At 52.4% G+C, this 24247-nt stretch carries 16 protein-coding genes; 3 read left to right on the top strand and 13 right to left on the bottom strand.

From position 1 onward, the window contains the following. Window positions 1-20: 20 nt before the first annotated feature. The gene (locus tag FCL47_RS12490) at window positions 21-167 is read right to left on the bottom strand and encodes a lmo0937 family membrane protein (protein ID WP_136813837.1); all 147 of its coding nucleotides are present in this window, start codon (window positions 165-167) and stop codon (window positions 21-23) included. A 319-nt stretch (window positions 168-486) separates the two neighbouring features. Continuing rightward, window positions 487-747, bottom strand: a complete 261-nt coding sequence (locus tag FCL47_RS12485) for a hypothetical protein (protein WP_136813836.1) — start codon at window positions 745-747, stop codon at window positions 487-489. A gap of 765 nt (window positions 748-1512) precedes the next feature. Here FCL47_RS12485 and FCL47_RS12480 point away from each other — a divergent pair. Genes FCL47_RS12480 through FCL47_RS12470 form a run of 3 tightly spaced genes read left to right on the top strand, consistent with a single transcriptional unit; the run spans window position 1513 to window position 4571 of the window. Continuing rightward, window positions 1513-2145, top strand: a complete 633-nt coding sequence (locus FCL47_RS12480; protein ID WP_136813835.1) for a response regulator — start codon at window positions 1513-1515, stop codon at window positions 2143-2145. Further along, entirely contained in the window at window positions 2142-4088 is a 1947-nt protein-coding gene (locus FCL47_RS12475) for an ATP-binding protein (RefSeq protein ID WP_136813834.1), read from the top strand. Before FCL47_RS12480 ends, FCL47_RS12475 begins: the two co-directional genes overlap by 4 nt. A 39-nt stretch (window positions 4089-4127) precedes the next feature. Continuing rightward, window positions 4128-4571, top strand: a complete 444-nt coding sequence (locus tag FCL47_RS12470; RefSeq protein ID WP_136813833.1) for a response regulator — start codon at window positions 4128-4130, stop codon at window positions 4569-4571. Window positions 4572-4607: 36 nt separating this feature from the next. Here FCL47_RS12470 and FCL47_RS12465 read toward each other — a convergent pair whose 3' ends face one another. The 11 genes from FCL47_RS12465 to FCL47_RS24395 form a co-directional block, all read right to left on the bottom strand. After that, on the bottom strand, window positions 4608-4913 hold the full coding sequence (locus FCL47_RS12465) for a hypothetical protein (RefSeq protein WP_136813832.1): 306 nt from the start codon (window positions 4911-4913) through the stop codon (window positions 4608-4610). 88 nt (window positions 4914-5001) lie between these two features. Next, complete coding sequence (locus FCL47_RS12460; protein ID WP_136813831.1) at window positions 5002-6126, bottom strand: hypothetical protein; 1125 nt, start codon at window positions 6124-6126, stop codon at window positions 5002-5004. A gap of 75 nt (window positions 6127-6201) precedes the next feature. After that, entirely contained in the window at window positions 6202-6366 is a 165-nt protein-coding gene (locus FCL47_RS12455) for a DUF3096 domain-containing protein (protein ID WP_136813830.1), read from the bottom strand. Between the two features lie 35 nt (window positions 6367-6401). After that, window positions 6402-9269, bottom strand: coding sequence for a CheR family methyltransferase (locus FCL47_RS12450; protein ID WP_136813829.1), 2868 nt, complete (start codon window positions 9267-9269; stop codon window positions 6402-6404). A 542-nt stretch (window positions 9270-9811) separates the two neighbouring features. Beyond that, window positions 9812-19021, bottom strand: coding sequence for a GH36-type glycosyl hydrolase domain-containing protein (locus FCL47_RS12445; RefSeq protein WP_167496474.1), 9210 nt, complete (start codon window positions 19019-19021; stop codon window positions 9812-9814). Window positions 19022-19095: 74 nt separating this feature from the next. After that, a complete protein-coding gene (locus tag FCL47_RS12440; RefSeq protein WP_136813828.1) occupies window positions 19096-19317 on the bottom strand; it encodes a DUF3185 domain-containing protein in 222 nt (73 codons plus the stop codon). A gap of 269 nt (window positions 19318-19586) precedes the next feature. Then, window positions 19587-20756 carry a cardiolipin synthase ClsB gene (clsB, locus tag FCL47_RS12435; protein WP_136813827.1) on the bottom strand — a complete coding sequence of 390 codons (1170 nt, stop codon included), beginning with the start codon at window positions 20754-20756 and terminating at the stop codon, window positions 19587-19589. Window positions 20757-20968: 212 nt separating this feature from the next. Further along, window positions 20969-22051, bottom strand: a complete 1083-nt coding sequence (locus tag FCL47_RS12430; protein WP_136813826.1) for an ATP-binding protein — start codon at window positions 22049-22051, stop codon at window positions 20969-20971. Between the two features lie 96 nt (window positions 22052-22147). After that, complete coding sequence (locus FCL47_RS12425) at window positions 22148-23641, bottom strand: sigma-54-dependent Fis family transcriptional regulator (protein ID WP_240744225.1); 1494 nt, start codon at window positions 23639-23641, stop codon at window positions 22148-22150. A gap of 89 nt (window positions 23642-23730) precedes the next feature. After that, on the bottom strand, window positions 23731-23991 hold the full coding sequence (locus FCL47_RS12420) for a GlsB/YeaQ/YmgE family stress response membrane protein (protein ID WP_205747303.1): 261 nt from the start codon (window positions 23989-23991) through the stop codon (window positions 23731-23733). Window positions 23992-24034: 43 nt separating this feature from the next. Continuing rightward, window positions 24035-24172: a hypothetical protein gene (locus tag FCL47_RS24395; RefSeq protein ID WP_153306368.1), complete on the bottom strand. Its 138-nt coding sequence runs from the start codon at window positions 24170-24172 to the stop codon at window positions 24035-24037. Window positions 24173-24247: the final 75 nt, after the last annotated feature.

Raw genomic sequence — 24247 nt, 5'->3', positions numbered from 1 at the left:
GAATTTACCGGGAACGGGTTTTAGATACGACGGCCCTGAATGACCCGAACGAGAACCATGATGATCGCAAGAACCAGAAGAAGATGGATAAACCCTCCCATGGTATATGAAGAGACAAGACCAAGAAGCCAGAGGACAATGAGGATGATTGCAATTGTTCCGAGCATGTGAGTTCTCCTTTTAGAAATGAAGTATTATGCTGATCAAGCCCCGAAACGGTCGGCACCAGACCACGTGAACTGGGCCTGGTTAAATGGCAGCGATAAGACAGTCAGCAGGAAGAGCGGTGTCGCCTTCTTTGTTTCTATATATCAATTATCGTGCCAGCCTGTTGCACATTGAAGTGAGCTGTTTAATGTGCTGATATTATATTATAAAATTCCAATAGATACTATTTTTAGATACAACTGGTGATTACACCAAGGTGGTCATATGCAACCGATGGTCAAATATGACCTTTATGTGCTACCTTGACTTTCCCCAGTTTCACTGCTGGAGCAATAAATATGTGCCTGCCATTTGTTTGGGGCTGTCAAGCGGAGTGATTAAGTTGCAGGATACGATCCTCATATCCTTATCCTTGAAATCTTGTATGCGTGTCGATCCGTAAACGAGGCCGTTACGCTTAGCCCAACTCCGTATGTCCGGTGTGTTGAGTATCTGCTCAAATTTGCGGTAATTATCTTCTGTCATGGCCATATCCGCCCCTGTCATGGTTATGACCTCCACCTCGGTTATTTCCTCCATCTCTGTCATGCCAGGGATATGGAAAAAACCTCCACCAAGAGAACCGTATTGCCAACATGACTCTTGTCGACATTGACAAGCCACGATGGTTCGGCGGGTTTTTCCAGATAAGAGTTATGTTTCATGACTTTTGAATCTCTTTATCCTGTGTCAGGCTCATACTATACCGGAGTAAAGATAGCGGTAGTGAGGTCCCTGAACGAAAGGAGTTTTGAAGGTTATTTTTATTGGCGCTACTCTTTATAGAGCAATCCCTGTTCCAGGCATTATCAAATTGAAGGATATTTCATAACTATTTATATTTATTATTAAATATATTTTAAAAAACCAGAAGGGGAAGGCGTTGACGGTTATTGAATTGAGGTCATATACGACCATCGGTTACATGTGACCGTTTTAAAAGAGCTGCCAGTGGCTCCAGTATCCATGCTCGTCCTGATAAATAGACGTAAAATCAATGTGATGAGTAATGTCGAGGTAAATACAAAGGAGCTGGCACAAAGCTTGCTATATTATGTCACGTCAGCACGATTAGAAGGAAAAACTTTATCCAAAGGAAACAAATCAACATGACGAGAATAAAGACCGGCCAACGCAGCCCAACCGTGTTGGCCATCATCCTGAAATGTACTCACTTGGATATATGGTTGGCTGGATTAAATCCTGTTTATTTCTATGATCTGATTTGAAAATATCCATTGCGAATAATCCAGAACCAATAAACTCAGCTCGAGGCTATACAAATAGCGCGGAGAGGGCATTTAAATGAAAAATAAAGAAGACATACATATTCTTTTAATCGAGGATGATACTGACGATGCCTTACTTTTCATGGAGATGATCTCCGATGAGAAGACCGGGACCATCGGTATAGAACATGTGGCCAGCTTAACCGCAGGAATTGTACGAATCAGAGAAGGCGGGATTGACATCGTGCTTTCCGACCTTGGTTTGCCGGAAAGTCGGGGGCTTGGCACTCTTGAGCTCCTGCTGCCTGAGGTAGGGAGGAGATTGCCTGTGATCGTCCTTACCGATCTTGCAGACCAGGAAATCGGTACCGAAGCGCTGCGCGCTGGCGCCCAGGATTATCTTTTTAAGGAAGAGGTAACCGGCAGTTTGCTGGTTCGCTCCATCCTCTATGCTATCGAGCGAAAAAAAATGATGGTCGAGAGGGAAAAACTCAGGCAGGAACTTGAAGATGCTCTCGAAAGGGTAAAATTATTGTCAGGATTTCTGCCCATCTGCTGTTCGTGTAAGAAGATCAGGGACGACAAGGGCTACTGGCAGCAAATCGAGTTGTATATAATGAATCATTCCGATGTCGAATTCAGCCACGGCATCTGCGAGGAGTGTTCCAAAGAACTTTATCCAGAACTTTATGCTAATGCATCGGAATGATTAAAGCCAATCTCTCCAGCATCAGTCTGAAGACTAGGACAGTGGGCATTCTCGGCCTTCTCATCCTGCTTGCTCTGGTAGCCATGGGCGCCACTAACTATTTCTACGGATCGAGTCTTGCCATCCGAAAGACTCTCAGTTTGTCCAAAGAGAAGATGACAAACGACGCCCTGCGCATCGAAAATAAGATGGCGGACGAGAAAGCGGAGTTGATAATTCTGCGGGAAGTCCCACCAGTGCGGGGAATCATCAGAGCAGAGGACAATGGCGGGATCGACAAACAGACAGGGGTCAGGATTGCATACTGGTATACCCGCACGGAAGAGATATTTGCAGCGTTTCTCAGCAGCAAGCAAGTTCAATACAACCAGCTCTGCTATCTTAACGAACAAGGCAGCGAACTCGCCAAGGTTACCCTGGCTGCAGGCACAGTAAAAGTCACTCCACGGGACCAGCTGCGGAAAAAAACGGAGTATCCCTACGTTGCCGAGGCCATACGGCTCCGGGAAGGCGAAGTATATTTTTCAAATGTCAGATTAAACCGGGTTGACGGGAAAATTATGCGCCCGCACCTGGCGAGCTTGCAAATAGCCACTCCGGTATATGATGAAAGGAATACCGCCCGCGGCCTGATCGTCATGAGCCTTGCAGCACGATGGCTATTCTCGAATATCGATACTGCCGCACCAGATGCGAAAAAATATCTTATTAACCAGGATGGGGATTTTCTTGTCCATCCTGATCAGACGAAGGAATTTGGCTTTGACCTTGGCTTCAAATATACGCTTAATAATGAGTACCCCATGATCTCCGAGGAGATGCTGGCAACCGAATCCGACATCAGTTATCACGGAGAATTCAAACATATCTGGGGATTTCAAAAAATTTTCTTTGACCCCGGCAATAGAAAACGCTTTTGGTCTTTGGTTTACGAAATACCGGAGGCGATCGCCTTACGCGATGTTTACAAAATACAAAAGAGAATGGTCCTGGTCGGCCTGGTTATTATTTTCTTTTCCATAGGCTTTATTTTATGGATCTCACTGAGAGAAATCATTTCTCCCCTGACTCGTCTGATAAAAACTGCAAAAAGAATGGAGACGGGCGATCTCTCCGTACGCCTGCCTGAAGACAAGGGTGCGGTTGAATTTATCATTTTACATCAAACTTTAAATTCCTTTGTCGAAAAACAGCAGAATGCCATTGATAATTTCGAAAAAGAGCTCGCTCTGAGGACGAGAAAACTGGAGGCCAGCAACCGGGAACTCCAGCAGTTCTCCTATATTGCCTCCCACGACCTGCAGGAGCCGCTTCGAAAAATAACCGCCTTTGGCGATCGCCTGGTGGCTCATGCTGGTGAGACACTGGATGAAAAAAGCAAAGATTACCTGAAACGGATGCAATCTGCCGCCAGCCGGATGAAACAACTGATCGAAGATCTGCTCAATTACTCGCGAGTCTCGACCCAGCCCAATCCGTTTGAGATTGTGAGCTTTGAAAAACTGATTGAGGAGACAATAGCGATCCTTGAACACCGTATTGCCGAGACCGGCGGGCAGATCGAAATAGAAGGAAAACTGCCGGCAGTGCACGGTGACCGGTTTCAGCTGCAGCAGCTCATCCAAAACCTCCTGGCGAACGCCTTAAAGTATCATCAACCAGATCTCCCCCCAAAAATAGTCATTTCAGGCCGGACACCTGCCGGTAGTCTTACTGAGATCAAGATTACGGACAACGGCATCGGCTTCAACGAAAAATATCTTGACCGCATATTTATCCCGTTTCAACGTCTGCACACGCGGGATGAATATGAAGGTACCGGCATTGGCCTGGCCATCAGCCAGAAAATTGTCCAGAGACACGGAGGGACAATCACCGCTAAAAGCCGGCCCGGTACCGGAAGTACATTTATCATTACGCTGCCGACGACAGAGAAAGTGTAGCTCTATTATCTTGCAAAAAGTTCAAAAGGAGGTCTTACCATGCGCAAACAAAACAAGCCGTTGACGATACTTATGGCTGATGATGACGATGAGGATTACATGCTGACCGTAGAGGCTTTCCAGGAGGCGCGGATATCAAACCCCGTGTACCGTGTGAAAGATGGGGAAGAACTTATGGAATATCTGCTTCTTGAGGGCAAATACTCGTCAAGGGAAGAAGCGCCTCTCCCTTCTCTCATCCTGCTCGACCTCAACATGCCGAGAAAAGACGGCAGAGAGGCACTGCAAGAGATTCTGGCCCATGTTGATCTTCGCAGGATCCCGGTGGTGGTGATGACCACCTCGGATGCCAAGGAGGATATCTCCCGATGTTATGAAATAGGTGCAAATTCGTACATTGTTAAGCCAATTACCTATGAAGGACTGGTCAAGGCAATGCGGCTGTTGGGGCAATACTGGCTTGAGATGGTCGAGCTGCCTTAACTGAAGGGTACCAAAAGCTTCGGGTATGTTTCCTGTTTATTCTATGTGCGCTTTTGCCGTTTGCAGAGCAATATTCTTATCCTTGGTGAATAACCGCCACATCATCTCGGACGAATGAATTCCTGCTTTCTTGTCCTGGCCTCTGGCGAAATACCAGTGTCCAAAGCGTTCCACCGTCGCAAAGGGATGATTTTCGGTACAGAACAGGCCGCAGGGATTTTCTTCCTTGAAGAAAATAGTTTCATCCGGGTCTTCATCATAAGCCATGTTGGTCGGCAGGGTCATTTGCGATACATCTATGTTCTCTGCTTCCTTCTCATCAAGCCAGTCTGAGATTTTCATTTGATTTTTTTTCCCCCTTCAGAGTTCTTTCTAACGTGAAGCTGTCCGCAACTACCACAAGAATTGACAACTCCATAAATGAGTTGTGTTACAAGGTCTGCGGAGTATCAAGGATTGCAAGCAACCCATGCACAGCGTCTCCATGTGCACCACCTGATGATTCCTTCAGAGACAGGAGGCGGTCAATCCGCTGATCCGGCAGCAGATAGAACGTGATATCATTTCTCCCGTTGCTAGATGCAGGAAAAAAATCATCCAGCGCGCGTTCCCATTGATCGGCCCAATCAGTTCCATAAGGAAGGAGGGACTTGTGTGCATCATGCACGTACGGGACGGTCCTTGCGATTCGCTCAAAATCTGCGACAAGCCCTCGGTGAATGGGCATTGTTGCAAGTTGGAACGCATCTATCTGCTCCACCATGTATTGGCCACTTGCCGCAATCTGTGCCGGAAGGGCAAGCTTGAGCAAGGGCACGGCGTGAGCCTTGCCGATAGATTCATACCTGTTGAAAATTTGATCTGCACTGTCACGTGTTGAAGCCAGCCAGACTTTTACCGACGGGACAGGCTGGTTTTGCAAGAGTTGAACCCAGGCATCAAAGCGTTTTTTAATGCCCCCTAATCGAGATTTTTCCAGTCGTGCCTTGATGTTTTCCAACTCGCTGAAGAGATCTTCCTCGTTCGAATCTGTTTCTCCCTGCAGGGAACGATACGCGGCGATTTCATCCTCGTTGAAGAAAAAAAGCTGCTCCCGCAGATCCTCTTGGTTGCTGTCGAGTATCTCTGCTATGGCAAGGACCAATCGAGCCTGCCATAGTTGCAGATCCATCGTGGTCGTAACGTGTTCCATACCATATTCCTGAAGCAGAGAAGAAACGATTCCATGCTTGGGATCAAGTTGTTCTCTGCCTGCCTGAGCAGGACTTGAGTCTGTAGTCAGTCCGCTCAGCTGGGCAACCAGATATTCTTTTTTTTCACTGACATCATGGATCAACCGTAAAAAGTGTTCACGATTGTCGCCAAGAGGAGCAGGAACATGAGCCCGGCACAAACCACGTTTCAGGAAAAGCTCGGCGTCGGAATTGGTGTCAGAGCCGGGGCCATGTTCGACCACCTGCATAAAGTGCAGGGGGGTGAAAAATAACAACAGCGAATAGAATTTCTCAATGAAAACATTGGTATCCGGAAAGAGTAGCGTGTCAAAAGAGTTCATGATTTCAACCTTAACGGGAAAAATGTAAATTACGATAAAAGGTACCCCAAAAAATCCACTCTGAGACTCCTGCCATTACCGCATATGAAAGTTGCTGCCGCCGATCAGGCCGATCAGGCCGATAACAATCAAATATATGGCAACGATGTAGTTCAGCAGTCGAGGCGCGACCAGAATGAGAATGCCGGCGATCAGTGAGACCAGCGGCGTGAGGCTCAGATGCAAATTGTTTATGTTCATGTTTTCCTCCCTGGAAATGTTTTGAGCGTGTACGTTTATGACGGGTCACCTGTACCACCGGGTTCCAGGTCATAATCGGGGTAAAGTTCCTTCGCACATTCCGGACAGATGCCATGGCTGAACTCGGCTTCGGTGTGGTCCCGGATATAGACTTCCACCTGGCTCCAGAAGCCCTTGTCGTCACGGATCTGTTTGCATTTTGCGCAGATCGGGATGATGCCCCGCAGGGTGCGGATTTCATCAAAGGCTTTTTGCAGGGCATCTTCCACCCGTTTACGTTCGGTGATGTCGAAAAAGCTGATCACCGCCCCTTCGATCACATTGTCGATGGTGCGGTAGGGGTGAATGCGCATGGTGTACCAGAGTCCCTCGACTGTCTGCACATCTTTCTCCTTGGGAACCAGGTTATCCAGCACGGCCTGTACATCAGCGGCAAAGTAGTCATATCCTGTCAAATTACAGACAATATGGCCGATGGGCCGCCCCACATCGGTCTTAATCAGGTTGATGATCCGGGTAATGTCAGGGGTAAAACGGAGGATGCGCATGAGGTGATCGACAAAGACCGTACCGATGCCGGTGCCGGCCACCATATTATTCATGTCGTTGTTCGCTCTGGTCAGATCCGCGACATTGCTCTGCAGTTCGGCATTGACGGTGGCGAGTTCCTCGTTGGTCGACTGGAGTTCTTCCTTGGAGGTCTCCAGTTCTTCATTGGCGGACTGCAGTTCTTCGTTGATTGATTGCATTTCCTCAATGGAGGATTTAAGCTCTTCGTTGGCTGTTTGCAGGAATTGTTCCTTGGCTCGCAGTTCATGCCTGAGCGAGGCAATATACACGCTTGCATCGAGTTCCGCTGAAGGGGTGGATCTCTCAGCGTCGGTAAACGTGTCGTCTTCCGCCGGGACCACTTCCTCGAGAATAACCAGATAGAGAGGGACCTCGGTTGACGTTGTCGGACCGGTAATCATCGGGCTGACGGTCAGATTGACCGTCATGAAAGCATCATGGCTTTTGACCCGTAAACCGGTGCGATATGAAATCTCCTGTGTTGTCGATGTATTGTGCAGAGCCGAAGCCAATTCGTGCTGCAGCCCATCGCGAGCCATCTCCAGGATATTATTGACGGCGGTCTTCCCCGGGGGTGGTTCCAGGTACATCCCGGTGCGTCCATGGAGATAGAGGATATCGCCGCGACCGTTGACAAGTGCCCCGGTGGGGGCTACCTGCTGCAGCAGTGCCTGCTCGGTCAGCTCGCGCAAAGACATCTTACCGATACCATATTTCTTCCAGGCCGGTTGTGGCTGGATACTATCTTCAACCGCCCTGGTGGGAAAATTGTGGCCCAGGGGAGCTCGATAAGCGCTGGTTATCACCTGTCTGCGGCGATAGAATTTGGCTTTTTTATCAAATACGGCAAACATATCGCCACAATCCCCTGCAGTTTCCGAAGAACCCAGGAAAAGAAAACCGCCCGGTTTGAGTGCATAATGAAAAAGGGGGATGATTTTTTTTTGCAGGTTGGAACTCATGTAAATAAGGAGGTTGCGGCAGCTGATGAGGTCGAGCTTTGAAAACGGTGGATCCTTGATGACATCCTGCTCGGAAAAGATCACCATATCCCGTATGCCTTTGTGGATGCGGTAAGTGGTATTATCGGGTTCGATGGAAAAATAACGAGCCAACCGATCAGGGGAGACATCCGCGGCGATGCTGGCCGGATAGAGGCCGGCACGGGCCGTGGCGATTGCCCTGCTGTCGATATCGGTGGCGAAAATCTGCACCGTGTAGCTCTGCCTGAGTGTATTCAGATGCTCCTGCAGCAGAATGGCCAGGGAGTAGGTCTCTTCGCCGGTCGAGCAGCCCAGTGACCAGACCCGGACGGTGTCGCTTACGGATCGGTCGGCAAAGAGTTTGGGGATGATTTTTTTTTCAAGAGACTTGAACGGTAAAGAATCGCGGAAGAAACTGGTCACGCCGATTAACAGGTCGGAGAAGAGTGCTTCCACCTCGGCGGGAGTCTGCTGCAGATACCTGGCGTAGTCATCCATCGTTTCGATCTGGTGGACGGCCAGCCGTCTTTCAAGGCGGCGATTAATCGTACTTTGTTTGTATTGGGAGAAATCGTGTCCGGTCACCTTGCGCAGCACATTGAATATCGTTTGCCTGGTGTTTGCATCCTCTGTCGATGCAGGCGGAGATCGTTTGGCCGGCCCGGTGAAGGCGTGCGCTGCATAGGCCATGAGCTGAACAGCCATCTCAACCGGCGGCAGCTCATAGTCAATCAGACCTGTGGCGATGGCACTCTTCGGCATGCCGTCATATTCGGTGGTGTTGGGGGATTGTGCCATGGCCATGCCACCCTCGCCTTTAATTGCCCGAATGCCCAGGGTGCCGTCGCTGCCGGTGCCGGAAAGGACAATACATATGGCCCTTTCCCGCTGATCCCTGGCCAGCGATCTGAAGAAAAAATCGATAGGCAGTCGCTGACCGCGAGGCGCGGAAGGTTCGAGTAATCGAAGGGTGCCGTTCAGAAAGGCCATGTCCTTACCCGGCGGGATGATATAGGCACAGTTCGGATGCACCTCCATCCCATCCTTGACCTCGGAGACCTGCATGCGGGTATAGCGCTGGATGAGACCGGTAAGGATGCTTTTATGGTCCGGGGCTAAATGCTGTACCAGGACAAAGGCCATGTTGGGATCGGTTACCGCTGGCATACCCGAGAAGAAGGCCTCAAAGGCTGCCAGTCCACCGGCTGAGGCACCGATGCCGACGATGGGGAATTGTTTCACCGATTCGACGTTCGCTTGCGTTATCTCTTTCTCCGAGGCTGCAGCACCGCCGGATTGCTTGGGCGGCAATAATCGTATCGATTTTGAGGACGACTCTGTGGTGTTCATTTTTTAAGTTTTTTTCCCTTAATGGCCATGAAATTCCCCGGGAATTATACTATCCACTGCTTATTTGTTTGCCGATGCAGACCGTCACAGTTGGAGGGGGCGCTCTCTTCTCTTTACAAAGCAATCCTTATGCCAGGTGTCAAAGTACTCGGCTGTGTCATCTATCTTCTTTATTTTTCGACAATATTTATGAATTTGACGGAAGAGACAGTTGCAACCTGATCCAGAAGGTCAGGTCATATATGCCCAAGTGGTCATATATGACCTGAATGACAGGGAGACGATATCGATCAGATGACACAGTAAAAGTGGTTATCATTTAAATCTTGCACATAAATTCCGGAACTCAAGACGTCGTTGTTGGAGTGATGTGATCCGGAACCATTTGTTCAAGGTAGTTGCCCTGCTTGCCATGGTTTTCCAGGCGATGCGTCCCCTGCGGCCTGACGACCTGGTGCGTGGCCAGGCTGCTGGCTAGCAGTAGGCGAACGCTATGCGGAAAGTCTGTAAGTTTTTGGAAGATCGATGGCAGCTTCCACGGGTCAGGTCGATTGCCCCATCATAACGATGACCCGATGTTTGACCAGTTCCCGTTCCAGCAGGATAACCTCATCGACCACGCGTCTTCCATCCATCTCCACCCAGATTACGCCGCGCTCACAACCGGAAGGATTTTCCACCTCGATCGCATAGGTTGTCTCATCATGCCGGTAATTGAGGCTGAAGCGAGGCCAGGTCGCCGGGATAACCGGGTCAATTTCCATACGATTCCCCCGTACCTTGAGACCAAGAACCTCTTCGATCCAGGCCCGGTACATCCATGCCGCCGACCCGGTGTACCAGGACCATCCGCCCCGGCCGATTCGCCCGGGCAATCGGTAGACATCGGCGGTGACCACATAGGGTTCGACAACGTAGTCCCAGACCGCCTTTGCATCGCGGGTGTGCTCGATCGGGTTGAGCAGGCGCAGCAATCCTGCAGCGCGCTCGCCATCGCCTTGACGGGCCATGGCCATGGCCATCCACAGGGCGGCATGGGTATACTGGCCGCCGTTTTCGCGTACTCCCGGCGGGTATCCTCTGATATAGCCGGGCGAGGGTTCCGAGTGATCAAAAGGTGGGGTAAAGAGCAGCGTCAGCCCTTCATCCTCATGAACGAGATGGTGCCAGGCCGATTCCATAGCCTCTCCGGCCCGTTTGGGATCGGCCACGCCTGACAACCATGCCCAGGATTGGGGCAGGGAATCGATCCTGGCCTCAGAATTCCTGTTTGATCCGAGCGGGGTGCCGTCATCGAAGGTGCCACGCAGATACCAGGCGCCGTCCCAGGCGGATTTTTCGACCTGCGCTGCGAGGACAGATCTTTTCTCCCGATAAGCCTGACTCAGTTCCGGCTGCTGCATCAAAGTTGCCAGCTCAGCCATTCCCTGTAAACAATCGCAGAGGAACCATGCAAGCCAGACACTCTCTCCCTTTCCTTTGGCACCGACCAGATTCATGCCATCGTTCCAGTCTCCCGTGCCCATCAATGGCAGACCGTGGGGCCCGGCCGTCAGACCGCGGTTGACAGCGCGCCGGCAGTGTTCAAAGAGTGTGGCATGTTCCTGAGTGATATCAGGGGTGGAGAAGAGTTCATGCTGGTCGTCTGCCAGCAAACCACCCTGCAGGAAGGGGATCTCCGCCAGGAGAATATCCGTGTCTCCGGTGGTACGGACATAGTGTGCGACCACATAGGGCAGCCAGAGCAGATCGTCGGAAATACGGGAGCGAATTCCAGCACCGGCCGGTTCATGCCACCAGTGCTGGACATCCCCTTCAGTGAACTGCCGGCTCGCCGCCAGCAGGATCTGGTCGCGCGCAATTTCGGGCCTGGCATAGCAAAAGGCCATGACATCCTGAAGCTGATCGCGAAAACCGAATGCACCGCCCGACTGATAGAAAGCGGAGCGGCCCCAGAGTCGGCAGCTGAGGGACTGGTACTGCAGCCAGCGGTTGATAAGGAGGTCGGCGGCCAGTTCCGGGGTGTGTACTTCAATGGTCCCGAGCAGCTCATTCCACCAGGATTTGGTCTTCTGCAGAGCGTCCGCCACGGCATGATCCTCGCGGTAGCGAAGTACAATTTCCCGGGCCTGAGCAGTCGATTCGGCCTGGCCCAGCATGCAGGTGATACATCGGTGTTCGCCCGGTGCCATGGTGAAGGTGACCTGGAGAGCCGCACAGGGATCCAGCCCGGCCCCGACCCGCCCGGAAAGTTTGGTCAGCTCCATGGCTATTGGTATGGCCAACGAACGATTGCGGCCGATAAAGGCGGTTCGGTCGCCGCTGAATGATTCGGCCTCCGGAGTGATGGCCACAAAGGTGACCCGATCGCCATACTCTGGATGATAGTGATTTTTGACCAGCATTGCACAAGTCTCTTCATCCCAGTGGGTAGAGATATGCATCTGGGTGGTTTCGCGGTTTTCCCCGAGAGTCAACTCTACATAATAAGTAATCGACAGCCTGCGCTTGGCTGAGGAACCGTTGATGAGCTGCAGGCGCTGGAGCTTGACCGGGCTGCCGCCTTTCTCATCCACCGGAACGAAGACGGTCAGCTCCTGTTCGATCCCGTTGCTGTTATGTTCAAAGACCGTATAGCCGGCTCCATGCCTGGCCCTGTAGGCGGGTTCTTCGCGGATCGGTGTCGCGGTTGGCGACCAGTAGGTGCCACTGTCCTCGTCGCGGATATACAGCGCCTCGGAAGCCGGATCCAGCACCGGGTCGTTTGACCAGCCGGTCAACCGGTTGCGCTGGCTGTTGCCATACCAGGTGAAGCCGGACCCCGTCTCGCTGACCATGGTGCCGAAGGTCGGGTTGGCCATAACGTTGACCCAGGGGGCCGGGGTGCTGGTGCCGGGGCCGAGATAGATCGCATATTCCCGGCCGTCCGGGGTAAAGCCGCCGAGGCTGTTGAAATAGTTCAGTTCCATAAAGGGCAGCGGGGCAGAAGGCTGTGGGCGGCCATGCTTTTTCGTGAGTCTCTCCAACAGTTCCGGTATCTCCACCGGCACTCCCAATTGCTGGGGAAGGGGGCCGCGGGCTGCGACCAGGACAACAGATGCTGCCGCCTTGAGAAGCTTCTGATCTACCTCCGGGATTTGCGCCAGGCTTCTGAGAAAAATCGCCCCCGGCTGCTCCATCGTAGATGAAAGAGTATGGCTCTGAATCAGCTGTTCCAGTCTTTCCTGGAGCGGTTGTTGATAACTTCCCGCCTCTTCGTTGAGGATTATCAGATCAAATGATAAGCCATGCATCTGGAGATAGGTGTGCGCCTGGAGCATCTGTCGGACAAGAGCGATCTCCCGTGCTTCACTAATGGTGATGAGGACCATTGGCCGGTCGCCTGAGATACCATACGGCCACAAGCCGGCCTGACCTTTGTGATTTTCAGCAAGTCGTCTGGCGGAAGCGCGCAGCAGCGAATTGGGAAAGAGCAGGTGACTTGCCAGTTGCTGGAATCTTCGGGCGTCGTCCGACTGGATGCGTAGCATCTGTAACTGCTGTTGGGCTGAATGCCAGGCAAAATCCATGGCCCGCTCGGTGTCATGGGGACCACCATATTTATCAAGCAGCAAAAGCACCTGTTCCCGGCCTGCCCCGGCGGCGAGCAGCAGATGGACCTGGATGCGTCCGCCTGGCGCAAGAGTGATGTTTTTTCGCAGGCTGAGAATCGGATCGAGGACAAAACCCTGGCTGCCGGTGAGATCCTGCATTGCCCCCATGGGCCGTACCAGTGTCCGGCCGCGGCCGATGAAATGAGCCCGGTCGGTCTCAAACTGCCATGCCTGTCCTTCCCGTTTCACGCCTTCTTTTCCTTGAAGTATCAGAGAATGAGCAACATAGAGGGGTGGATCGTTTTCGCCCCTTGACCGCCGCCAGGCCAGCAGCGCGTCATGCTCCGGAACAGCCTCGGTCTGTATGAAGAGCTTGTTGAAGGCCGGGTGCTGGAGATCGGCGTTATGCGGCGCCATAGCCAGTTCGGCAAAGCTGGTAAGGTTGAGACGGCGGGCCTGAACGGAGTGGTTGACCAGGGTGATCCGTCGAATTTCCACATCATCTTCCGGGGAGACGATGATCTCGGTTTCGCAGGAAATGGAGTTGTCGGTTCGCCTGAATACCGCCCGGTCGAGGGAAAAGTCGACCGAGTACCCGTCCACCTTGCCACCAACCGGATGATAGGTCGTCGACCAGAGGCGATCGGTGTCGACCTCATGGATATAGCAGAAAGTTCCCTGGGTATCGCAGGTCGGATCGGATCGCCAGCGGGTAAGTTCTCGGCTGCCCCACTGACTGTATCCGCCGCCGTTGTTGGTAATCATCAGCCCGTAACGGCCATTGCTGAGCAGCAGCGCTCTGGGCAGGCTGGTGTGGGGGGTGGTAATGGTGGTGCCTGCCGGGGCGACCAGGTCGACAGCCAGTAGCTGAGGTTCGCTTTGCCGGATCGAGATAAGGTGAATCGGTGGCAGGGTCGGGATGCGTTCCTGGAGCAGTGCCTCGAAGGCACGGACCCGCGTGTCGCTGTGGAATCGACGCGGGAACGGGTTGTCATGGAGGAAATTGGTGAGGGCCAGGAAAGACATGCCCTGGTGGTGGGCCATATAGGTCTCGACGATTACTCCGTGTTTCAGGACTTTGCTGGAATGATCGCGCTGCGGCTGGCGGCTGAAATCCATTGCTTCGAAGTAGCCGTAATCGCCGAGCAAACCGAGACTGTTCAACCGTTTCATATTCCGCAATACCGCACCTGGCGCCTGGTTCAATGCCAGCAGAGAGGCGTAAGCGGCGACGACCGGCTGTTCTTCCATGCCGCGTTTCAGGCCGAGGGTCGGAACGCCAAAGGCCTTGTATTGATAGGTCTTGTCCAGATCCAGATCGGCGTAGGCGGACTCGGAAATGCCCCAGGGCACTCCATGAGTGCGACCGTAGGCGATCTGGATCGCCACCGCATCTCCCGCCGCCTTGTCGAGCAGGGAATGGGGGTAGGAGTGCTGGAAGAGCAGCGGCATCAGATATTCGAACATGGTGCCGGTCCAGCTGAGCAACACCCGCCGCCCACCGACTGCACCGTAAGGCCGACTGAGGGTGAACCAGTGTTCCAGCGGGACGTCGCCCCGGGCAATGGCGACGAAACTGCCGAGTCGTGACTCGCTGGCCAGCAGGTCGTAACTGGAGCCATCAAGACGGCTGGTGGAAACGTTATAGCCGATAGCAAATAGTTTGCGACTGGGGTCGTAGAGAAAACGCATGTCCATTGCGGATGCCAGGCTGTCAATGTCTGTCATCAACTGTTCGGCTACCGCCATTGTTTCTCCGGCCAGCCATTGCGCGGTGGCAAAAGCATCAATAACACGGTCGAGCCAGGCGGTGAGGGCAGGGCAGGTATCCGGAGATTTTTGTCGAATTTTTCTCAGAAGCCCGATCGAATCACTATTCCCCTGAGCCAGATCGAGGAGCGATGGTGCCCGGGAGAGATCCTTGTCGATGGCCAATACGGCAGCCTCACCCAGCAAGGCAAGTTCCACAGCCGATTTTTCGGCAAGGATACGAGTCCAGACGAGATAGCGCTCGGCAAGGGATTGCCATGCAGTCGACTGATCAGCCAGTTCTTTGGCCCATGGTATGTTTGTCGCGGCGATAACTACTGTTTCGACATCGGCTGCCATTCGTTCCAAGTCATGCAGCAACTCATTCAGGGAGGACGGGGAAGCATTCCAGTCTGTCAGAAGTGCGTCAAGGGCCCGGTGATTGAAATCAACCAACTCATTCCGGATCATTACCTCTTTCAGTACTTCGCCGGCATCGGCTAATCCGGTAAAAGATTTGCGATCAATAAGCGGATCGCGAACCAGTTCTTCGAGACCCTGCCGCAAGGCCCAGAGGGCGCCAAGCAGGTTGCCGTTGTCGACGGTCGAGACATAACGAGGTTCCAAAGGGGTCAGCGTCTCTAAATCATACCAGTTGAGGAGATGTCCTTGATACTTGTCCAGGCGGCCGATTGTCGCCATGGTGTCGGTCAAACGGCTCAAGACCTGGTCAATGGTGAGGTAGCCGGAATCATAAGCACCCATGGTGCTGGCCATCCAGAGGCCGATATTGGTCGGACTTGTCCGCATGGCCAGGCGATCCTGATAGGCAACCTGGTAATTGTCCGGCGGCAGCCATGAAGTACTGTCGCCGACAAATGCTGAAAAGAAGTGCCAGGTCCGCCTGGCGACCTGTCTGAGCAGACGGTGGTCCGCCTCCGGCAGAGGGCGGTCGATTTTTAGTTCGACGGGACGCAGATTCAAAAACCAGCCGATCAGTGGAGAGAAAAACCACAGGCCGAGCCAGGGAGCGGCAAGCAGCAGGCTTTTTGGTGTCAAAAAGTAGAGGGTACAGGTCACGGCGATGCTGAACAGGCTGCCGAATGTGAGTCCCGCTACGAAGAGGGACTGTCTCCGTGCACCGTCTCCCCGCCTGCGTCCACTCAAAATGGTTGCCTGGGCTGTCCACTGCAGCAGTCGGCGCCCGGAAATCAACCGACGGTAGCCGACCCTGGCAATGGCATCCAGGGTCACTGCCGCCTGGTGCGGGAGCAGGGCGGCGTCGGTTATCGCCCGCAGGATGTCATGGCCCAACTGTCGGAGGTCAAAATATTTTAATCCTTTTATGGTAGTGGCCATGGTGAAGGGCTGAGCAAGAGGATGGAAGACCAGCTGTATGCCGATAACATGTGCGGCACACGCGCCCATCCGCGGCGAAATGAGCCAGGATGCCAGCAGCAGCAGAACGCTCGCGGCCGGCAGCAGGCTCCGGCGCAGGTTGTCGATAATCTTCCAGCGATTGAGTGGCGACAGCGGATTTGGTCCCCGGCTGCCATCCGCCTGCGGTACGCGGGGGAAAATCCAGCCGGCAATCTGCCAGTCACCGCGAATCCACCGATGAGCCCGCTTGGCATAGCTTTGATATCCTTGCGGAAAGTCATCGAACAGCTCGATATCGCTGGCCAGACCCACCCGGACATGGGCGCCTTCGATCAGGTCGTGGCTCAGGATCCAGTTTTCCGGGAATCGTCCCGACAGAATCCGGCTGAAGGCGCGTACATCGTAGATACCTTTGCCCTGGTACGACCCCTCGCCGCTGAGATCCTGATAGACATCGGAGATAGCCGCGGTGTAGGGGTCGATCCCGACGGCATCGGCGAAAAGACGGCTGAAGTTCGAGATACTCGTGCTGGTCAGGGTCGGGCTCACCCGCGGCTGGATGATAGTGTAGGAACCGGCAACGATCCGGCCGGAATCGTCGAAGCGGGGCTGATTCAGTGGATGGGCCAGGGTCTCGACCATCCTGCGGGCGGTCGCGTGCGGCAACTGGGTATCACTGTCCAGGGTGATGATGAAACGGACGTTCGCCAAATGGTCCGGGTTTCCTACATGAATCAGGACTGGTGCATTCTCGGGCCGTGTGCCGTCAATAAAGCGGTTAAGGTCCTCCAGTTTGCCCCGTTTGCGTTCCCAGCCGATATATTTCTGTTCGGATTCGCTCCAGGTGCGCTCGCGGTGGAACAGGAAGAAACGTCCGTTCTCATGGCGCTGGTTAAGAGCTTCAATATGCTCTTTTGCATCCTTTAGCAGGAGGCTGTCGCCCTGAAGGGAGACTGCGTCAGCGTCGATATAATCAGAAAACAGGCTGAAGAGAAGATTTGTTTCCTTATTGGCCAGATAACGGATCTCCAGCTTCTCTACTTCGGATCTGATCGTCTCGCTGTCGGTCAGCATCATCGGCACGACCACCAGAGTGCGGCAGCTGTCGGGAATCCCTGAATCGGCAAAGTCCATTTTTGCTAAAGGTCGGGGCGGCAGAAAACGAGTGATCAGGTAATTTACCACCTCAATTGCCAGCTGGCTGAGGGGAATCACCAGGAGCAACAGTAAGCCGAAAAAGGCAGCGGGGGAACTTCCGGCCGCACCCAGACCGGGGTGCAGTGCGAAGCCGGTTACCAGCATCAGGAACAGGGTAAAGAAGAAGCCAATAGTAAAGAAATATACTGTAGTGTGATGGGCATAGATCCATGCGAGAAAACGGTAATGGTAAGCTTCGCGAAAAGAGAGCAGTTGGCCCAGGTCGGCCCGACCTTCGCCGATAAGCCAGGTAACAACGTGGCTGCGGCGTTCGTTGTCCCCTTTCGCCCCCATGGCTTCTTTGGCGAGCTTGATGACATGTGCGGCAATCTCCTCCTCGGGCTGTCCTGCAGCAAGGGCGATTGCTTCAACCGCCCCACGGCAGCGGTCGCGGGTGGCGAAATCCATGCCGGGATAGTTACCGGACGGATCGAATCGCAATATCTGTTCAACCCGGTTGAGCTTTTCGAAGATCTCCCGCCAGTCCAAGAGCGCAAGGTGGCGCAGACTGGTGAAGGCGTTGCCGCAGGTCAACTGGTCCCTGGTCTGGCGGTTCAATTCACGCTGGTGAAGATCATGCAGGGGCGTTTTCAGTGTGCGTTCGAGCCAGTTCTGGACTGGCGACAGGGCGGCGGCCTCATCGTAGAGCAGGCCTATCATCTGCACGCCGAAATAGGGGCTGGGCTTGGTCTCTGATACCGTAAGCTCGGAGAGAAATGCAAAGAGCTGGTTGGAATCATGACGATTGGCGGCGATCAGCCGGTTCGCCCAGAAGTCGGCCAACTGCCGATCGCGAAGATCAGCCAGGGCCGTGACCGCCAGGCTTTGGATACTTTCAATAAGGGCGATACGCAGCATCTGGGGGATTGCCCAGAGCTCTCCGATGGTCAGTGTTCGCACCGATTGATGGGCATCAAGAAAGGCGATAATATTCTCCCGATCCAGGTGCAAATCCATATGGCCGACAAGGTTCTTGGCAAGACCGTAGATGCAGGGCAATCCCCGATAGGGCTCGGAGGCCAGGCTCGGCAACTGCTGAAAAAAGCGTCGCGGGAGGTTGAGCAGCACATCGCGGGCATTCTCCTCCAGAATGTACTCATTATCGAGTATCCAATCGGCAGCCGGGGTGGCTTTTTGTTCCAGGCGGCTTGCCGCAGCGAGATCCACGCATACCTGACGAAGCCAATGCCGAGTCTGCCTGATACGTTTAAGCAAGCCGGTGTTAGGGCAGGGATTCTGGTCCACCTGCTGCTCGCTGGCATGGCGCCTGGCGTGTTCCAGAATCTGGGTCGGGGAGAGTTTTTCCGTCTGGCCCCGAGCCTCCAAACGGCGCTCGCGGCCGGCATGCAGGACAAAAAGTGCAGGAGGGGTATCGCCGCATTCACGCAATAATACCATTGCGATCGGTAATAGATCTACCGGCACGTTGAGAATAAGGACGGATTCTCCGGGCACAAGCCAGCGGGCATGGTTTCGTATAATGCTGCGCGTAACGCCAAACTTTTCTCGCCGGAACAGGGCCAGAACCGCTAGTCCGCCGATTATTGCCCACATCAGGATCACTGTCGGGAAAATGAAAATATCCCCGCCAGTAAACCACTGCAACCAGTGCAGAAAAAGGCAGATAACGGTGCCAGTTCCACCGGACAGTATGGCAACCAAACCTGCTCTGGCAGCACGACGCCGGCAAAACGGGTCCACTGTCTGAGTCGCGCCGTTCACGCCTTTTTGCATCAGGACGGCGGCCGAAAATCCTTTTTTTGTCAACTCAAGAAGGGCTTTTCGAGCTTCATCCTGTTTTGCATAATAACCTCTAATTATGGTGCGGCTCAAATTTTGTCCTTTTTGGTGTTTAGTTTGCAGGATTTTCAGGCAACATGAATGATTTCACCCGCTGGAAAGGTTGTTCAGGCTTTTTTCCTTCCAACTGCCAGCAGCATGATTCCTCCGGCGAGAGCTAGAGCACCAACTATTGGCGGTACCGGTATTGTTCTGGTTTTTTCCGCCGTCACTTCGAGCGGACCGATATGTACCACCTTTTCATTAGTCGTATAGGTGATTCCCTGATAGACGAATGCCACAATCCCCAACGCTATGAGGATGATAGCCAGAAGTGTGTTTGTTTTCATTTGTTCCCTCTCATAAAGTGTCCGAACGGGAGTGTCCGGGTATTTCTTGTTTAAGTACAGTTAAGCAAGCGCTGTGCCAGGTTTTTTTCGTTTGTCGTGGAGTTTTATCTGATTGATATTGCAAGACAATAAAAAATAAAAAGGGCAGAAAAAATAGTGGTCCGCCATATGACAACGGTCATATATAACCGATGGTCATATCTGACCAATTTCCCGTTTTCCGGCTGCGATTCGTGGCAGACGAAGAAGCAGGGGGATGAGCACCAGCTTCATCGGTCGGTTTTCGGAGCATAGCCCGCTATTCCGATCAATATTCGAGTAAGCCCATAGCTGAGCCAGCTTATCAGCCGCAGCATGATCGGCTGTGATCGCCATTTCTGTTCAGAGAGCCGCTTCGGCTCCATCATTATAGCCTGTTCCAGGCTGTCCTTTAATGCGGCTGCAAAATCCGGGTCATCGACGACGACATTTGCCTCAAGCGCAAGCAGCAGACTGAAAGGGTCGAGATTTGAAGATCCCACCGTTGCCCAGTGACTGTCGATCACCGCGACCTTGGCGTGCATGATGCTTTTGTGGTATTCATAGATTTCGATTCCGGCATCGAGGAAGCTGTCGAAGAGGGCACGTGATGCATAGTAAGCCAATCGATGATCCATTTTCCCCTGCAGGAGTAAAACCACCCGGACTCCACGGCGGGCTGCAGCCACAAGTGCATGGCGAAAAATCACACCGGGCAAAAAATAGGCATTTGCCAGAATAATATCACTTTTTGCCTGGTCGATTGCCTGCAGATAGGCATCTTCAATATCACGTCGATGGCGGAAATTATCGCGAACCAGAAAGCTGGAGCGCATATGTCCCGCGGCTTTTGGCGGAGGAATGTGTCTTGCGTGGTCCCGGTCCCGAATGAAACGCAGGTGGTGGGACCAGGATACTCGTAACCACAGCCGACGGCAGGAAACATAGATTTGATGCACCAGCGGCCCTTCGACGCTTACCGCGTAGTCAAAATGCGGCGATTTACAGCCGGGAATTTCTATATCACCGATAATGTTCATGCCGCCGACAAAGGCCAGCTGCCGGTCGATGACGACGATTTTCCGGTGCAGGCGGCGCAGCCTCCGGCGCCGGAATGTCCAGGGGGATATCTTGGGCCGGAATTTCATGACCGACACACCAGCCTCCTCAAGGTAGGCAATCATGGTTTTCGGCAGACTGTCCGAGCCGAATCCATCAATCAGCAGATGGGTTTTTACCCCACGCAAGGCGGCTCGTCGGAGCGCTTCAGCAATCCGTCGCCCGGTCTGGTCATTTTCAAAAATATAGCTTTCCAGGTATATTCGATGTTCAGCCCGGTCTAGGGCTGCTTCAAGCATCGGAAAATAAGCCTCCCCATTGTGCAGCAGGGTAATCTGATTGTCTGGATTCATTGCAGCCATAGAAGGATGATCTTGAACATTCGGGTGGTTGGGAGGAGTTGTCAGCACGGAAGGAATAATTTGCTGCTATTTGGGTATATGGCGTCCCGTCAAAAGGTCACCTCATATCCCTCTGGACCTTCTGGGCTGAACTTTAGTGGCAATCAGATCTGGGTAAAGATCATGCACCGTTTCCTCGCAATATGATCGCGTCCACCGAGCCACATAGCGTGTTAGACCCGTGAATAGGTGACACTGTCCTTAATAAACTCCTTTATTACCTTATCACTCAAAGAGGGTAGTATTTTCGGCCTGATGAGGCCGAAAGTCTCAGCAGTTACCAGATAATCTTCTTTACTGGCCAACTCCTGTTCAAATGCAAAATGGGCAACCTGCTGAAAAAGATACTGGATATCCGCAGGCGTGAATCCCGCGGTCATTTCTATGATGCGGTCCAAATCGATGTGACCGGTATTGAGTTTTGACAGAAAATGTTCGAGAATAGTTGTCCGTCCCTCCCGGTCCAGACCACCTACCGGAATAATGCAGTCAAACCTGCCGGGACGTAGCATTGCCGCATCCAGCTGGCGAATGTAATTGGTCGCGCACATCAAAAGGAGCTTGTTTTGTTGATTTTTGAATAGTGGAATCTGTTTGAGAAATTCGTTGGTGATGGACTTGTCGATTCGGTCGGCCCGGTCACGACTGCCGGCGATCTCATCGAATTCATCGATAAAAAGCACTACTTCGTCGAGGTTTCTTACCTGTTCCATTATCTCACGGAGGTTGGCTCCGATCTTTTCGACTCCGTCTGCCATGAGCATGCTGGGGACGATTTCTATATACTGCCAGGACAGGATGCCGGCTATCGCCTTGCCGAAATGGGTCTTGCCCGTACCGGGAGGTCCAAAGAAAACGATGGCTTTGGGCGGGACAACGCCATGTTTTTTCGAGAGGTCTTCTTCCATAAGCGGAAGGATAATTCTCCGTTGGACCAGCTGCTTGGGAGGCTGGGAATCGGCTATGGTATCCCACAACTCCCTGCCGATGATCTGGGCTCCCAGCTCATTAAGAATGCTTTGCCGTTGATAGGCAATGAACTCATCGGGGGCCTGCTCGATGTTCTCGAGGAAATCTATACAGGAAGTCCGCAAGCCTACATCTCGACCCAGTTTCTCTGATAGCAGCCATTTATGCTTTACGATCTTCAACCAGAGGTCAACAGCGGCTTCCGGCTCGAAATGGACCCCACTCAGTTCGAGGATTCTGTGTGAGTATTCTTCTGGTCTGCCAATGTCATTTGGGTCTTCGTTCATAAGGTACCGATGGTTAAGGGATTTTTCCCATGTTGCCGACGTGGGAAATCGTCGAGATGGAGAAAATGGTTGCGCTGGCAGGTAATGGCCAGACTCTTAGGGCTTCTGGATTTTGAGCTTGCGCATGCGGGCTCTCAAGGTGCTGCGGTCAAGGTCAAGGATTTCCGCTGCACTGTCTTTGCCGCTTACTTTCCAATTGGTATGTTCCAGCACCTGGGTCATATGTTCCCGCTCAACCGCTTCCAGGGTTTTTGGGCTGACAGAGAAGCCTTTAACCTCCTGCTTGAGTTCATCAGCCAGATGAAGTTTGGGGCCATCCGAGTTGATTATCGCCCGTTCGAGTACATTTTCCAGCTCCCTGATATTGCCCGGCCAGCGGTAATTCTGCAATGCACGCATGGTTTCTTTTGGAACAATTTCAACATGTTTATCCAGTCGCTTGGCGATCTTTTTCAGGAAGAAAGCGACGAGGAGCGGGATGTCGTCCTGCCGGTCCCGAAGCGGCGGCATAGTAATCGGAAAGACATTCAGTCGATACCAAAGATCTTCACGAAAAGTGCCTTTTCGGACCTCCTCCTCAAGATTGCGATTGGTGGCGGCAATAATCCGGGCATCGACCCTGATGGTGTGGGAGCCACCCAAACGTTCAAATTCTCCCTCCTGGACTACTCTTAACAGCTTGGCCTGCAATTCCAGAGGTAATTCGCCGATTTCATCGAGAAAGATGGTCGCCCCGTCGGCAATCTCGAAGCGCCCAAGGTGTCTGGCCTGGGAATCTGTAAAGGCACCCTTTTCATGCCCGAACAGTTCGCTTTCAATGAGGTTCGCCGGCAGAGTGGCACAGTTTACTTTGATCAATGCACGGTTTTTTCTCGGACTGAGCCCGTGAATGGCACGGGCAGCCAACTCTTTTCCGGTTCCGGTCTCGCCCAAAATCAGCACGGTGGTATCGCTGCCGGCGATCTGTTCAGCTTTGTAAAGTACATATTTCAGACCGTTACTTTGTCCGACGATGGTCTCATGATCATATTCCAGTTTGATCTCTTCCTGCAGATAGGCTCGTTCTGCTTCCAGCAAAACCTTTAACTTCTGTATTTCGGCAAGGGAGTTTTCCGCAGCCTGCCTGCCTCTCTCCGCTTCTTCTTTAGCCATGACAAGTTCGGCAGTTCGTCTCTTAACAAGCCTCTCAAGATGTTTTTTGTGATTTACCCGGTCGGTTACATCCTCAATGGCCAGAAAGATCAGTTGGTTTTCTGTTGTGTCTCTCTCGATCCGGCAAGCATTCAGGTGCATTATTTTTCGGCCGATGGTCGCAAAGGTATGTTCCACCTCGAAGTCATCAAATTTCGAATTGTCAGGGAGGATCTTTTCAAGCAGTTCTCTCAGTCCTGGAATATTCCATTGTTGTTTGCCAAGATCGTAAATGCTGGCTCCCTCCGTCTCGTCCTGTTCGACTCGGAAGGTCCGGTAAAAGGAATGATTAGCCTTTACAACTCTAAAATCGGCATTAAGCAGCAGAATGGGCTCGCGAATGGAATCCAGAATATCGGCAAAATCTTCAATGGCTGGTTCTGTAATCAGTCTGTTCACTTCTGATTTCCCGGGCAATGTGGATATCGTTTCTTGTATTTAATGAAGGAATTTCGTGAAGATACTCATGCCCCTTTGTGAGGTGTCAGTTATCGGGTTCGAGTTTTCTTGAAAAATCCCATTAAATAAAGGAGAAAAATGCCTGCTACAATAGCTATAACTATCGAGCCAGTTAAACCGCCTATGTTAATTGTCAGAAACCAGAACAGCAGGCCGCCTGCAATCGCGCCGAGTACACCAATTATTGCGTTAGGCAGCGCGGCGATTTTGCCACCTTTCATAAAGGTCATTGCCCGCCAGCCAGCCCAGGCACCGATCAGCGCAAATATAATCAAGCCTGTGATTTTCATAGCATCTCCTTTGGAAAGATTTCCTCAAGAACGAAAAGAGCTGTTAATTCGGCAATATCTGTGTCGGTTTGTCTTTTTGTTGCTTTTGCAACTGAGTCTTTTCTTTTTGTTCCTGCTTATTGCTGCTTTGTTTCTGGCTCTTTCTTTTGTCTTTTTTGCCACCTTTGTCGCCCATGATCATACTCCTTTTTGTTTCACTTTTTCAGTCGAACGTCCTTGTAAGCCTTCATGCGGATCTGACGCCACTCCACAACTC

Origin of the sequence: Desulfopila sp. IMCC35006, assembly GCF_005116645.1 — a bacterium.
GTDB lineage: Bacteria > Desulfobacterota > Desulfobulbia > Desulfobulbales > Desulfocapsaceae > Desulforhopalus_A.
This window is presented reverse-complemented; position numbering and strand designations above follow the sequence as displayed.

Excerpts from the sequence above, each read along its gene's own strand:
- FCL47_RS12490 (WP_136813837.1), bottom strand. The coding sequence starts at position 167 with ATGCTCGGAACAATTGCAATCATCCTCATTGTCCTCTGGCTTCTTGGT.
- FCL47_RS12485 (WP_136813836.1), bottom strand. The coding sequence starts at position 747 with ATGGAGGAAATAACCGAGGTGGAGGTCATAACCATGACAGGGGCGGAT.
- FCL47_RS12480 (WP_136813835.1), top strand. The coding sequence starts at position 1,513 with ATGAAAAATAAAGAAGACATACATATTCTTTTAATCGAGGATGATACT.
- FCL47_RS12475 (WP_136813834.1), top strand. The coding sequence starts at position 2,142 with ATGATTAAAGCCAATCTCTCCAGCATCAGTCTGAAGACTAGGACAGTG.
- FCL47_RS12470 (WP_136813833.1), top strand. The coding sequence starts at position 4,128 with ATGCGCAAACAAAACAAGCCGTTGACGATACTTATGGCTGATGATGAC.
- FCL47_RS12465 (WP_136813832.1), bottom strand. The coding sequence starts at position 4,913 with ATGAAAATCTCAGACTGGCTTGATGAGAAGGAAGCAGAGAACATAGAT.
- FCL47_RS12460 (WP_136813831.1), bottom strand. The coding sequence starts at position 6,126 with ATGAACTCTTTTGACACGCTACTCTTTCCGGATACCAATGTTTTCATT.
- FCL47_RS12455 (WP_136813830.1), bottom strand. The coding sequence starts at position 6,366 with ATGAACATAAACAATTTGCATCTGAGCCTCACGCCGCTGGTCTCACTG.
- FCL47_RS12450 (WP_136813829.1), bottom strand. The coding sequence starts at position 9,269 with ATGAACACCACAGAGTCGTCCTCAAAATCGATACGATTATTGCCGCCC.
- FCL47_RS12440 (WP_136813828.1), bottom strand. The coding sequence starts at position 19,317 with ATGAAAACAAACACACTTCTGGCTATCATCCTCATAGCGTTGGGGATT.
- clsB (WP_136813827.1), bottom strand. The coding sequence starts at position 20,756 with ATGGCTGCAATGAATCCAGACAATCAGATTACCCTGCTGCACAATGGG.
- FCL47_RS12430 (WP_136813826.1), bottom strand. The coding sequence starts at position 22,051 with ATGAACGAAGACCCAAATGACATTGGCAGACCAGAAGAATACTCACAC.
- FCL47_RS12420 (WP_205747303.1), bottom strand. The coding sequence starts at position 23,991 with ATGAAAATCACAGGCTTGATTATATTTGCGCTGATCGGTGCCTGGGCT.
- FCL47_RS24395 (WP_153306368.1), bottom strand. The coding sequence starts at position 24,172 with ATGATCATGGGCGACAAAGGTGGCAAAAAAGACAAAAGAAAGAGCCAG.